The sequence below is a fragment of the Streptomyces kunmingensis genome (assembly GCF_039533535.1).
GTDB lineage: Bacteria > Actinomycetota > Actinomycetes > Streptomycetales > Streptomycetaceae > Streptomyces > Streptomyces kunmingensis.
Genome location: NZ_BAAATS010000014.1, coordinates 239,390 through 251,799 on the forward strand (window position 1 = coordinate 239,390; position 12,410 = coordinate 251,799).

Consider the following 12,410-nt stretch of genomic DNA (forward strand, 5'->3'; position numbering starts at 1 on the left):
ACGCGTCTGCTCGGTGCATGAAGCAGACGCGTCTGCGGCTTTTCGTGGGTTGCTCGCGCCCGCGCGGCGGAGTCGCGCATCGATGCAGCCCCGGGTCCCTAAAGGGGCGCCTCCACCTCGGGGAGTTCGGCGGCCAGCGCGGCGGCCGCCTGGACCAGCGGCAGCGCGAGCAGCCCGCCCGTGCCGCCGCCCACCTGCACGCCCTGGTCGAGCAGCGGCTCCATCGCCATCCGGTCCAGCGCCTTGGCCTGGGCGGGCTCGCCGCTGGTGTGCGCGGCCAGCCACCAGTCGGGTGCGCGGAACGCGACCCGCTGGCCGACCAGCGCGCAGGCCGCCGACACGACACCGTCCAGGATCACCGGCGTACGGCGCACCGCGGACTGGAGCAGGAACCCGGTGGCGGCCGCGAGGTCCGCGCCGCCCACCGTGGCGAGGAGCTGCAACTGGTCGCCCAGGACCGGCCGGGCCCGGCGCAGCGCGTCCCGCACCGCGGCGCACTTGCGCATCCACGCCAGGTCGTCGACGGGGTCGCCGCCGCGGCCTGTGACGACGGAGGCGTCGGTCCCGCACAGCGCGGCGACGAGCGTGGCCGCCGCTGTGGTGCCGCCCACGCTGAGGTCGCCGAGCACCGCCAAATCCGTCCCCGAGTCGGCTTCCTCGTCGGCGATCGCCATGCCCGCGCGGAACGCCGCCTCGGCCTCCTCCAGGGTCAGCGCGTCCTCGGTGTCGATGCGCCCGGAGCCGCGCCGCACCCGGTGGCTCACGACGTCCGCGGGCAGCTCGGCCGGGTCGCAGTCGAGCGACATGTCGACGATCCGGACGCCGACGCCGAGCCGCCGGGCCAGTACCGCGCCGGTGCTCGCGCCCTCGACGGCCTCGCGGACCAGGGCGGCGGCGGTGCCGGCGGCCCGCTTCGACACGCCGAGTCCGGCGACACCGTGGTCACCGGCGAAGAGGATCACGCGCGGCCGCGCGATCGGCCGTACGGGAACCGCACCCTGGGCGGCGCCGAGCCACTCGCCCAGTTCGTCGAGGCGGCCGAGCGCGCCGGGCGGCACGGCGAGCCGGGCCCTGCGCTCCTCGGCGTCGCGGCGGGTCCCGCCGTCGGGGCGCTCGATCAGGTCGGTGAAGTCGTCGAGATTCAGCGAGCTCATTCGTCGAACAGTACCGGCCGTACGTACGCCGGACGCCTGACGTCCCCTCCCCGGCGGCGGCCCCGCGGAGGCTTCCGCGGGCGCCTCCTGACGGCCGGTCACCTGTCGCGACGCACCGACCGCGCAGCGTCATTGTCCGGCGGTCGATGATCCCTTACGTTCATCTTTGCATCGGATTGTCATACTACGGCGGCGCCAGGAGCTGACGAAGAAATGTCCCCCACAGTTCAGGCCGTGGCCGCCCGCCGCCCCGCCTACCTCACCGAACTCGCCCGCGGCACCGAGCGCTTCCACGAACCACCCCGCCCCGACTGCCCCTGGTGCGGCTCCACGAAGCTGCGCACCCGGCTGCGCACCACCGACCTGCTCCAGCACAAACCCGGCACCTTCACCGTCGACCAGTGCCGCGCCTGCGCCCACTCCTTCCAGAACCCCCGCCTCACCCCCGAGGGCCTGGACTTCTACTACCGCGACTTCTACGACGGCCTCCACGCGGGCCAGGCCGAGAAGATCTTCGGCGCGCAGAGCTCCGCCGAGCGACACCGGCGGGCCGTGCACGCCCTGGCCCGGTTCATCGAACCGGAGAGCTGGCTGGACGTCGGCACCGGCCGGGCACACTTCCCCGCCGTCGCCAGAAAGGTTCTGCCGTACACCTCGTTCGACGGCCTCGACCTCGGCGCCGGCGTCGAAGAGGGCCGCAGGCGGGGCCGCATCGAGGAAGCCCACCGCGGCACCCTCCGGGGCCTGGCCGCCCAACTCGCGGGCCGCTACGACGCGATGAGCATGTTCCACCACCTGGAGCACTCCCTCGACCCCCGCGAGGAACTCAAAGCCGCCCACCGCGTCCTGCGCCCCGGCGGCCACCTGATGATCGAGGTCCCCGACCCGGAGAGCCGCTACGCGAAGCTGCTCCGCAAATGGTGGGTCCCCTACTTCCAGCCGCAGCACCTGCACTTCATCCCGCTCGCCAATCTGCGCGCCGAGCTCGGGGCGCTCGGCTTCACGGTCGTCGCCGTCGACCGCCGCGAACCGCACGTCCCGCTCGACCTGTCGGCCGCCTGCGCCCTCCTCCTGGGCCGCTTCCTGCCCCGCCGCGACGACCCGTGGCGCGCCAAGGCCCCCGGCGGCTTCCGGCGCGGGCTGCGCCGGGCCCTGACCTACGTGGCGGCCCCCGCCTTCGTCGCCTGCTACGCCGCCGACCGGCTGCTCGCCCCGCTGGTCAGCCGCACCCGCTTCTCCAATGCGTACCGGATCATCGCGCGCCGCAACCCGGACGCCGCCTGACCCTCCCGCCCCGGGCCGCCGTCAGCCGCGCAGCGCGAGCGCCTGCCCCGCGACGACGAGCAGCACCTGCTCGCACTCACCCGCGAACGCGGCGTTCAGACGCCCGAGTTCATCGCGGTAGCGGCGCCCGGACGCGGTCGCGGGCACGATCCCCGAACCGACCTCGTTCGACACGGCGACCACGGTGCGCCGGGTCCGCCGGACCCCGTCGACCAGCTCCGAGACCTTCGCGCGCAGCGCCTTCTCACCGCCGCCCGCCCACTCGGCGTCGTCCCAGGCCCCCACCTCGTCCATCGCGTACGTCAGCCACAGCGACAGGCAGTCCACGAGCAGCGGCGCCGGATCCGCCCCGTCGCCCAGCAGCGGCAGCAGATCGCAGGTCTCGGCGGTCCGCCACGACCCCGGCCGCCGGTCACGGTGCAGCGCGACCCGCTGCGCCCACTCGGTGTCCCCGCCCCGCGTCCCGCCGGTCGCCACGTACAGCACGTCGGGGAAGGCCTCCAGACGCCGCTCCGCCTCCACGGACTTCCCGGACCGCGCCCCGCCGAGCACCAGCGTCCTGCGCGGTACGTCGGGCACGCTCTCGTACGAGCCCACGGCCAGGGTCGTCCCGTCCGGCACGGCCCGCGCGCCCGCCGCCGCGAGCCGCCGGTCCAGCTCGGGACCGGGCGGCACGTCGTGGTCCAGGTGCACGGCGACGACATCGGTGGTCGGCCCTACCGCGCCCGCGGACCGCAGCCGCGCCAGCGCGTCGGGCCGCCCGATCACATCCAGGACCACCATCTCGTACGGGCTCCGCGCCTGTTCGAACCCCGCGGCCGCGGCGCCCGGCGGCAGATACAGCAGCCGCCCGCCCTCCGGCCCGCTCACCTCGTACCCGGTGCCGGGCGCGTCCAGGGCGAGCGCCCGCACCCGGTGCCCGGTCAGCAGCGCCAGCTCCCGCCCGTCCGGCACCCGCCCCGGCTGCGGCAGCCCGACCGGCACCTCCACGGCGGGCCCGTCGTGCGGATGCGAGAGCAGCACCTGCCGTACGCCGCCGAGGCTGTGCCCGGCGCGGGCCGCGGCGAACGCGGCGCCCGGCGTCAGGTCGAGCAGCAGCGTCCCGTCGATCAGCAGGGCCGTCGCGGCGCGCGCGGCCGGGCCGAGCGCGGTCGCGCAGGCCGCGCAGGGGCAGTCGGGGCGGGGCAGCCCCTCGGGGGCGCCGGTGCCGAGCAGAGTCAGTTCCACGGGAAGATCCTCCCGCGCCCCCGCCCGGGCCGCGCGCCCGGATACGCTTCCAGGGAATCAGGACATCGGGCATCCGGTACCGGGAGGCTGACATGGCGGCATGGACGTGGCGGTTCGAGAAGTCCGACGGGACAGAGGTGTCCCCGGCGGTGCAGCCGGAGGAGTTCACGACGCAGGGCGACGCCGAGTCCTGGATCGGCGAGCACTGGAAGGATCTGGCGGAAGGCGGCGCGGACCAGGTCACCCTCTCCGAGGACTCCACGGTCATCTACGGCCCGATGAGCCTGCACGCGGAAGAGGCCGACGCGGCGGCGACGCAGGACTGACGAGCGCGGGCGGGTACGGGGTCGTCCCCCGCGCCCGCCCGGGTTCCGGTCCGCCCGGGTTCCGGTCCGCCCGGGTTCCGGTCCGCCCGGGTTCCGGTCCACCCGGTTCCGGCCCGCCAGGGTTCGGATCCCGCCGAGCGTGACGTCCGCCGTCCTCTGCTTGCCGTCCCGGATCACCTGGTCGGCGACGGTCCGAGCAGCCGGACACGAGCGCCCCGGCACACAGGACGGCAGTCAGTGGCAGAGCGCCACGAAGAGCACAGTGAGTACGGGAAGTGCGGCGTCAGCCCCGGACCCCGCACAGATGCAGCAGCGCCGCCACCCGCCGGTACGGCTCCGTACGCCCGGCCCGCTCCTCCGCCGCGAGCAGCGTCTGCAGCTCCCCGCGCTCCGGGAGCTCGGCCCCGTCCCCCGCCTGGTCGGTGAAGACCCGCACCCCGTACCAGGCGTGCAGCGGGGCCCCGATCCCGGCGAGCGTCGCCGTCAGGGTGGAGAGCCGGTCCGCCCGGACGTCGAGCCCGAGGCGGTTGTGGTACTTCGTCGACTCGAAGGAGCCGAGCGTGGAGACCCAGTCACCGGCGAGCCCGGGCCGCATGGCGAGCGCGTCCGCGTTCCGCACCAGCAGGGAGAGCAGCCCGCCGGGGGCCAGCATCCGCGCCAGTCCCGCGAGCAGCGCGTCCGGGTCCTCGACGTACATCAGTACGCCGTGGCACAGCACGACGTCGAAGCTGCCGGGCAGGAAGTGGACACCGGTGTCACGGCCGTCGCCCTCGACGATCCGTACCCGCTCGCGCACCCCCTCGGGCTCCGCCGCCAGCGCCTGCTGGGCCGCGGAGATCATCCCCGGGTCCTGCTCGACGCCGGTCACCTTGTGCCCGGCCCGGGCCAGGCGCAGCGCCTGCGTGCCCTGGCCCATGCCGACGTCGAGCACCCGCAGCCGCTGCCCGACGGGGAACCGGCCGGCTATCTGCTCGTCGAGCTGCCGGGCCACCAGCTCCTGGCGTACGACATTGCGCACGCCGCCCAGCCTCGCCAGCCAGGCGTTCGGCGCGTCCCCGGCGAAGGCCTCCGTGCTCAGGGTCGCTCCCCGCGCTTGACCTGCGGCTTCGGCAGACGAAGGCGCTTCATCTGCAGCGTGCGCATCAGGGCGTACGCGACGGCACCCTTGCGGCGCTCGTTCGGGAACTTCTCCGCCAGCTTCTTCTTCAGGCGGAAGCCCGTGATGGCCGAGTCGATCACGATCGCGACGATCACGAACAGCCACAGCAGCAGCGCGATGTTCTGCAGCGAGCCGACACGGACCATGCTCAGGACGAGGATGATCACCGCCATCGGCAGGAAGTACTCGGCGATGCAGAACCGCGAGTCGACGAAGTCGCGGGCGTACTTGCGCACCGGGCCCTTGTCACGGGCCGGCAGATAACGCTCGTCACCGCTGGCCAGCGCGGCACGCTGGCGCTCCATCGCGGTACGGCGCTCCTCGCGCTGACGCCCGCGGGCCTCCTTGGGCGTCATCTTGGTGTTGGCCACGCTGCGGCGCTGCGACTGGGCCGCGCTGCGCTTGGGCGTGGGGCGGCCCTTGGGCGCCTGCGGGTCTCGGGTCTGCGTGGACGAGGAGGTCACCGGGGCCTTGGCGGCGGGGGCCTTGTCATCCTTGGATCGGCTACGGAACACAAAAGCCAAGGGTACGCGGTGGGCGTGCATGGACCACAGGCCCGTGGGGAACGATCCGGCAACACCGCGCGTCCATAGGGGCACATCCATCGGGGCACATAGGGGCACACCTACTCCTTACGCCGGAGCGGGGCGGGACGTAGTCGTCCTTGGGGATGAGCGCATCCGCACCTGAACAGTGCGGTAATAGATGCAGGACCCGTACTGTGGATTCTGTCGCAGTGCTGGAGCTCGAACGGCCGGTCGGATCTGTCAGAAGGGGGCGCGCGAAGCCCATGAGCGGTGTCATGAAGCGTATGGGGATGATCTTCCGCGCGAAGGCGAACAAGGCCCTTGACCGGGCCGAGGACCCGCGCGAGACCCTCGATTACTCGTACCAGAAGCAGCTGGAGCTGTTGCAGAAGGTGCGCCGCGGCGTCGCCGACGTGGCCACCAGCCGCAAGCGTCTGGAACTGCAGCTCAATCAGCTCCAGGGCCAGTCCTCGAAGCTGGAGGACCAGGGCCGCAAGGCGCTCGCGCTCGGCCGTGAGGACCTGGCGCGGGAGGCGCTCTCCCGCCGGGCCGCGCTCCAGCAGCAGGTCACGGACCTTCAGACGCAGCACCAGACGCTGCAGGGCGAGGAGGAGAAGCTCACCCTCGCGGCTCAGCGGCTCCAGGCCAAGGTCGACGCCTTCCGTACGAAGAAGGAGACCATCAAGGCCACCTACACGGCGGCGCAGGCGCAGACCCGGATCGGCGAGGCGTTCTCCGGCATCTCCGAGGAGATGGGCGACGTCGGCATGGCGATCCAGCGGGCCGAGGACAAGACGGCCCAGCTCCAGGCGCGGGCCGGCGCGATCGACGAGCTGCTCGCCTCCGGTGCCCTCGACGACTCCTCCGGGCTCGCCAAGGACGACATCCAGAGCGAGCTGGACCGCCTCTCCGGTGGTACGGATGTAGAGCTGGAGCTGCAGCGCATGAAGGCCGAGCTGGCCGGAGGCTCCTCGTCGTCGCAGCAGGCGATCGAGGGCGGCGCCGGGCAGGGCCAGCAGACGCAGCAGCCGCAGGACACCACTCCGCGCTTCGACAAGCAGTAGCTTCCACAAGCAGCAGCTTCGAGGAGCAGTAACAGCCCACAGGAGGGCGTCATGATCGTACGGATCATGGGGGAGGGCCAGGCGAAGCTGGCTGACAGCCACTTCGCCGAGCTCAACGCACTCGACGACGAACTGCTCGAGGAGATGGAGAGCGGCGACGAGGCAGGCTTCCGGCGCACGCTCTCCGCCCTGCTCGACGCCGTCCGCCGCCTCGGCACCCCGCTCCCCGACGACGCCCTGGAGCCGTCCGAGCTCATCCTCCCCGCCGGGGACGCGACGCTCGACGAGGTCCGCTCCATGCTCGGCGACGACGGCCTGATCCCGGGCTGACCCGGACCGCGGCGCAGGGGGCGGCTACCGTGACCCCGGTGACCCCCCTCGTACGGTGGGCCAGGAATCACCCCCTGGCCCTGGACGCCCTCGTGGCCCTCGGCGTTCTCATCGCCATGGTCGCCGGTTCCTTCGTCGACCCGCACGGCCCCGACGGCGCGTACGTCTGGGGCACCCGCACCCCCGACGGCCTCAGCCTCCTCCTCATGGTGCTCGGCGCCATCGCGCTGATCTTCCGGCGCCGGGCGCCCATGTACGTGCTCGGCGCGACCTCGGCCGTCTCCATCGTCGAGCTGGTCACCGGCGAACCCCGCGCCCCCGTCGTGATGTCCGCCGTCATCGCGCTCTTCACGGTCGCCGCCCGCACCGACCGCCCCACCACGTGGCGCGTGGGCCTCGCCACGATGGCCGTGCTCACCGGCATCGCCATGTTCGTCGGCCCGCTGCCCTGGTACGCCCAGGAGAACCTCGGCATCTTCGCGTGGACCGGCATGGCTTCGGCGGCCGGGGACGCGGTCCGCTCCCGGCGCGCCTTCGTCCAGGCCATCCGGGAGCGCGCCGACCGGGCCGAGCGCACCCGGGAGGAAGAGGCCAGACGGCGAGTCGCCGAGGAGCGGCTGCGCATCGCCCGCGATCTGCACGACGTCGTCGCCCACCACATCGCCCTCGTCAACGTGCAGGCCGGGGTCGCCGCGCACGTCATGGACAAGCGGCCCGACCAGGCGAAGGAAGCCCTCGGCCACGTCCGCGAGGCCAGCCGCTCCGCGCTCAACGAACTCCGCGCCACCGTCGGCCTGCTGCGGCAGAGCGGCGACCCGGAGGCCCCGACCGAACCGGCCCCCGGGCTCGACCGGCTCGACGACCTCGTCGCCACGTTCCGGCACGCGGGCCTGCCCGTCGACGTGGCCCGCACCGAGTCGGCCCCGGCGCTGCCCGCCGCCGTCGACCTGGCCGCCTTCCGCGTCGTGCAGGAGGCGCTCACCAACGTCCGCAAGCACGCGGGCCCCGACGCGAAGGCCGAGGTCAGCGTCGTGCGCGTAGGCCGCGACGTAGAAGTCTCGATCCTCGACAACGGGCCGGGCGCCGAGCCCCAGGTCCCCGACGGGCTCGACGAGAACGGCGGCCACGGCCTGCTCGGCATGCGCGAACGCGTCACCGCGCTCGGCGGCACCCTCACCGCGGGACCGCGCTACGGCGGCGGCTTCCGCGTCCATGCGATCCTTCCGGTCGACGCCCGCACCACCACACCAGGGGACGCCACGCCATGACGAACGGCACGACCAGCGGCACCATCAGGGTTCTTCTCGCCGACGACCAGGCCCTGCTGCGCAGCGCCTTCCGCGTGCTCGTGGACTCCGAGTCCGACATGCAGGTGGTGGGGGAGGCCTCCGACGGCGCCGAGGCGGTCCGCCTCGCCCGCTCCGAGCGGCCCGACGTCGTCCTCATGGACATCCGGATGCCCGGCACCGACGGCCTGGCCGCGACCCGCGAGATCAGCGCCGACCCCGAACTCGCCCACGTACGCGTCGTGATGCTGACGACGTTCGAGGTTGACGAGTACGTGGTGCAGTCGCTGCGGGCCGGCGCCTCCGGCTTCCTCGGCAAGGGCGCCGAACCCGAGGAACTCCTCGGCGCCGTACGCGTCGCGGCCGCCGGCGACGCCCTGCTCTCGCCCGTCGCGACCAAGGGGCTGATCGCCAAGTTCCTTGCGCAGGGCGACGGTTCGGACGGCGCGGCGCGCGCCGGGGGCAGCCACGCGGAGCGGCTCGCCGCGCTCACCGGACGCGAGCGCGAAGTCCTGGTCCAGGTCGCGGGCGGCCTCTCGAACGACGAGATCGCCGAGCGCCTGGAGGTCAGCCCGCTCACCGTGAAGACCCACGTGAACCGCGCCATGGCCAAGCTCGGCGCCCGCGACCGCGCCCAACTCGTCGTCATCGCCTACGAATCGGGTCTGGTCCGTCCAAGGGTGGAGTGAACCGGGCCCGCGCGTACTACGGCCGCAGTAGGCGCCGCATAAGAACGGGACCTGGGAGCGACGAATCCGCCCGTTCCCGTGGCTGAGGGTGTAAGCGGGCCTCTGCGCATGTCCGCGTCAGGGGCCGTCATCCACCGCTCACGCCCCTGGAGAACACCGCCCCATGTCCTGGCTGTCGAAGTTCAGCCTCGCTCAACGCGCCCTGATCGGGCTGGTGTCGATCATCGCGATCGCCTTCGGCGCCATCGCGATCCCCCAGCTCAAGCAGCAGCTGCTCCCCACCATCGAACTGCCCATGGTCTCCGTCCTGGCCCCGTACCAGGGCGCGTCCCCCGACGTGGTGGAGAAGCAGGTCGTCGAGCCGCTGGAGAACTCCATCGACGCCGTCGACGGGATCACCGGCATCACCTCCACGGCCTCCGAGGGCAACGCGGTGGTCCTTGCCCAGTTCGACTACGGCAACGGCAGCGACGCCAAGCAGCTCGTCGCCGACGTCCAGCAGGCCGTCAACCGGGCCCGCGCACAGCTGCCCGACGACGTCGACCCGCAGGTCATCGCCGGCTCCACCGACGACATCCCCACCGTCGTGCTCGCCGTCACGTCCGACAAGGACCAGCAGGCGCTCGCCGACCAGCTCGACAAGACCGTCGTCCCGTCCCTCAAGGACATCGACGGCGTCGGCCAGGTCAGTGTCGACGGCGTCCGCGACCTCCAGGTCGACGTCACGCCCGACGACAAGAAGATGGCCGCGGCCGGCATCAGTGTCCAGACGCTGAGCCAGTCCCTCCAGGCCGGCGGCGCCACCCTGCCCGCGGGCTCCTTCGCCGAGGACGGCAAGAACCGTACGGTCCAGGTCGGCGGCGGCTTCACCTCGCTGAAGCAGATCGAGGACCTGATGGTCACCGGTCAGGGCGTGAAGAAGCCCGTACGCCTCGCCGACCTCGCCACGGTGAAGCAGCAGCAGTCCACCGCCGACTCCATCACCCGCACCGACGGCAGGCCCAGCCTCGCCGTCATGGTCACCATGGACCACGACGGCTCCGCGGTCTCCATCTCGGACGCGGTCAAGGACAAGCTGCCCGGCCTGCGCAGCGACCTCGGCTCCGGCGCCGAACTGACCGTCGTCAGCGACCAGGGCCCGGCCGTCTCGAAGTCCATCTCGGGCCTGACCACCGAGGGCGCGCTCGGCCTGCTCTTCGCGGTCATCGTCATCCTGGTCTTCCTGGCGTCGCTGCGCTCGACCCTCGTCACCGCGGTCTCCATCCCGCTGTCCGTGGTCCTCGCGCTGATCGTCCTGTGGACCCGCGACCTCTCCCTCAACATGCTCACGCTCGGCGCGCTGACCATCGCGATCGGCCGCGTCGTCGACGACTCGATCGTCGTCCTGGAGAACATCAAGCGCCACCTCGGCTACGGAGAGGAACGCCACGAGGCCATCCTCAAGGCGGTCCGCGAGGTCGCCGGAGCGGTCACCTCCTCGACCCTGACCACGGTGGCGGTGTTCCTCCCCATCGGCCTGGTCGGCGGCATGGTCGGCGAACTGTTCGGCTCGTTCTCGCTCACGGTGACGGCGGCGCTCCTCGCCTCCCTCCTCGTGTCGCTCACGGTCGTCCCGGTCCTCTCCTACTGGTTCCTGCGGCCGCCCAAGGCGATCCGCGGCATCGACCCGGAGGAGGCCCGCCGCAAGGCAGAGGAGAAGGAGGCCCGCTCCCGGCTCCAGCGGATCTACGTCCCCGTGCTGCGCTTCGCGACGCGCCGCCGCTTCACCAGCCTGGTCATCGCGGCGGTCGTCCTCGTCGGCACGTTCGGCATGGCGCCGCTGCTCAAGACCAACTTCTTCGACCAGGGCGAGCAGGAAGTCCTGTCCATCAAGCAGGAGTTGAAGCCCGGCACCAGCCTGGCCGCGACCGACGCCTCCGCGCGCAAGGTCGAGGAGGTGCTCCAGAGCATCGACGCGATCAAGGACTACCAGGTCACCATCGGCTCGTCCGGCTTCATGGCGGCCTTCGGCGGCGGCACCGACACCAACCAGGCCTCGTACCAGGTGACGCTGAAGGACAAGGCGTCCTACGAGGCCACGCAGGACCGCATCGAGCGCGAGCTCGGCAAGCTGTCCGGTGCCGGTACGACGACGATCGCGGCCGGTGACGGCTTCGGCAGCCAGGACCTGAGCGTGGTCGTCAAGGCCGCCGACGGCTCCGTGCTCGACAAGGCCGCGGAGCAGGTCCAGAAGGCAGTCGCCTCGCTCGACGACGTCACGGACGTCACCAGCGACCTGTCGCAGTCGGTGCCCCGGATCTCGGTGAAGGCCAACTCCAAGGCCGCCGCCGCCGGATTCAACGACACGACGCTCGGCGCCGCCGTCGCCCAGGCGGTGCGCGGCACCACCAGCGGCAAGGCGATCCTCGACGACACCGAACGCGACGTCGTCGTGAAGTCGGCGAAGCCGGCCACGACGATGGACGAGCTGAAGAAGCTCCCGATGGGCCCGGGCGGCGTCAAGCTCGGCGACATCGCCACGGTGCAACTGGTCGACGGCCCGGTCTCCATGACCCGCATCGACGGCGCCCGCGCGGCCACCATCACGGCCAAGCCGACCGGTGACAACACGGGAGCGGTCAGCACCGACCTCCAGTCGAAGATCGACAAGCTGGATCTGCCGAAGGGCGCCACCGCCACGATCGGCGGTGTCACCTCCGACCAGGACGACGCGTTCAAGAACCTCGGCCTGGCGATGCTCGCGGCCATCGCGATCGTCTTCATGCTCCTGGTGGCGACGTTCCGCTCGCTGGCCCAGCCGCTGATCCTGCTGGTGTCCATCCCGTTCGCGGCGACCGGCGCGATCGGTCTCCTCGTCGTCACCGGCACGGCCATGGGCGTCCCCGCGATGATCGGCATGCTGATGCTCATCGGCATCGTGGTGACCAACGCGATCGTCCTGATCGACCTGATCAACCAGTACCGGGCGCAAGGGTTCGGCGTGGTCGAGGCCGTGGTCGAGGGCGGTCGCCACCGTCTCCGCCCGATCCTCATGACGGCCCTGGCGACGATCTTCGCCCTGCTCCCGATGGCGCTCGGCGTCACCGGCGAGGGCGGCTTCATCGCTCAGCCGCTCGCGGTGGTCGTGATCGGCGGCCTGATCACGTCGACGCTGCTCACGCTGCTGCTCGTGCCGACGCTCTACGCGATCCTGGAACTCCGCAAGGAGCGCCGGGCGACCAGGCGCGCGGCCAAGCGGGGTCATGGGGTTCCGCCCCAGTCCCCGTCCCCGGAACCGGAGCGAGCCGCGGTCTGACCCAGCCAGGGGCGCGGGGAACTGCGCGACGAGCCACGACGGCGTGGCAGACGAATGACGGGAGCCCGG

General features: G+C 72.3%; 11 protein-coding genes. 7 read left to right on the forward strand and 4 right to left on the reverse strand.

Annotation, left to right across the window (positions count from 1 at the left end):
* Nucleotides 1-98: 98 nt before the first annotated feature.
* Nucleotides 99-1,154: a nicotinate-nucleotide--dimethylbenzimidazole phosphoribosyltransferase gene (cobT, locus tag ABD366_RS18255; RefSeq protein WP_324767126.1), complete on the reverse strand. Its 1,056-nt coding sequence runs from the start codon at nt 1,152-1,154 to the stop codon at nt 99-101.
* Nucleotides 1,155-1,367: 213 nt separating this feature from the next.
* On the opposite strand from cobT, the gene ABD366_RS18260 reads away from it, so the two are divergent.
* Nucleotides 1,368-2,438 carry a class I SAM-dependent methyltransferase gene (locus ABD366_RS18260; protein WP_324767128.1) on the forward strand — a complete coding sequence of 357 codons (1,071 nt, stop codon included), beginning with the start codon at nt 1,368-1,370 and terminating at the stop codon, nt 2,436-2,438.
* A 21-nt stretch (nt 2,439-2,459) separates the two neighbouring features.
* Here the strand turns inward: ABD366_RS18260 and ABD366_RS18265 are convergent, their stop codons facing one another.
* The gene (locus ABD366_RS18265; protein WP_344442088.1) at nt 2,460-3,665 is read right to left on the reverse strand and encodes a bifunctional adenosylcobinamide kinase/adenosylcobinamide-phosphate guanylyltransferase; all 1,206 of its coding nucleotides are present in this window, start codon (nt 3,663-3,665) and stop codon (nt 2,460-2,462) included.
* Nucleotides 3,666-3,757: 92 nt separating this feature from the next.
* Here ABD366_RS18265 and ABD366_RS18270 point away from each other — a divergent pair, with 92 nt between their 5' ends.
* Nucleotides 3,758-3,991 (forward strand): hypothetical protein, encoded by a 234-nt coding sequence (locus tag ABD366_RS18270; protein WP_324766478.1) that lies wholly within the window; start codon nt 3,758-3,760, stop codon nt 3,989-3,991.
* Nucleotides 3,992-4,274: 283 nt separating this feature from the next.
* Here ABD366_RS18270 and ABD366_RS18275 read toward each other — a convergent pair whose 3' ends face one another.
* Both ABD366_RS18275 and ABD366_RS18280 read right to left on the reverse strand, forming a co-directional pair.
* Nucleotides 4,275-4,982: a class I SAM-dependent methyltransferase gene (locus ABD366_RS18275; protein WP_324766480.1), complete on the reverse strand. Its 708-nt coding sequence runs from the start codon at nt 4,980-4,982 to the stop codon at nt 4,275-4,277.
* An 83-nt stretch (nt 4,983-5,065) separates the two neighbouring features.
* The gene (locus ABD366_RS18280; RefSeq protein ID WP_324766479.1) at nt 5,066-5,695 is read right to left on the reverse strand and encodes a DUF3043 domain-containing protein; all 630 of its coding nucleotides are present in this window, start codon (nt 5,693-5,695) and stop codon (nt 5,066-5,068) included.
* Between the two features lie 245 nt (nt 5,696-5,940).
* Here ABD366_RS18280 and ABD366_RS18285 point away from each other — a divergent pair, with 245 nt between their 5' ends.
* From ABD366_RS18285 to ABD366_RS18305, 5 genes are all read left to right on the forward strand, one after another.
* A complete protein-coding gene (locus ABD366_RS18285; protein ID WP_324766477.1) occupies nt 5,941-6,741 on the forward strand; it encodes a PspA/IM30 family protein in 801 nt (266 codons plus the stop codon).
* Nucleotides 6,742-6,792: 51 nt separating this feature from the next.
* Nucleotides 6,793-7,071, forward strand: a complete 279-nt coding sequence (gene pspAA / locus ABD366_RS18290) for a PspA-associated protein PspAA (RefSeq protein ID WP_324766476.1) — start codon at nt 6,793-6,795, stop codon at nt 7,069-7,071.
* Between the two features lie 38 nt (nt 7,072-7,109).
* Entirely contained in the window at nt 7,110-8,339 is a 1,230-nt protein-coding gene (locus ABD366_RS18295) for a sensor histidine kinase (protein ID WP_324766475.1), read from the forward strand.
* Complete coding sequence (locus tag ABD366_RS18300; protein ID WP_324766474.1) at nt 8,336-9,046, forward strand: response regulator transcription factor; 711 nt, start codon at nt 8,336-8,338, stop codon at nt 9,044-9,046. The genes ABD366_RS18295 and ABD366_RS18300 overlap by 4 nt, the downstream gene beginning before the upstream one ends.
* Nucleotides 9,047-9,209: 163 nt before the next feature.
* Complete coding sequence (locus ABD366_RS18305; RefSeq protein WP_324766473.1) at nt 9,210-12,341, forward strand: efflux RND transporter permease subunit; 3,132 nt, start codon at nt 9,210-9,212, stop codon at nt 12,339-12,341.
* Nucleotides 12,342-12,410 lie beyond the last annotated feature (69 nt).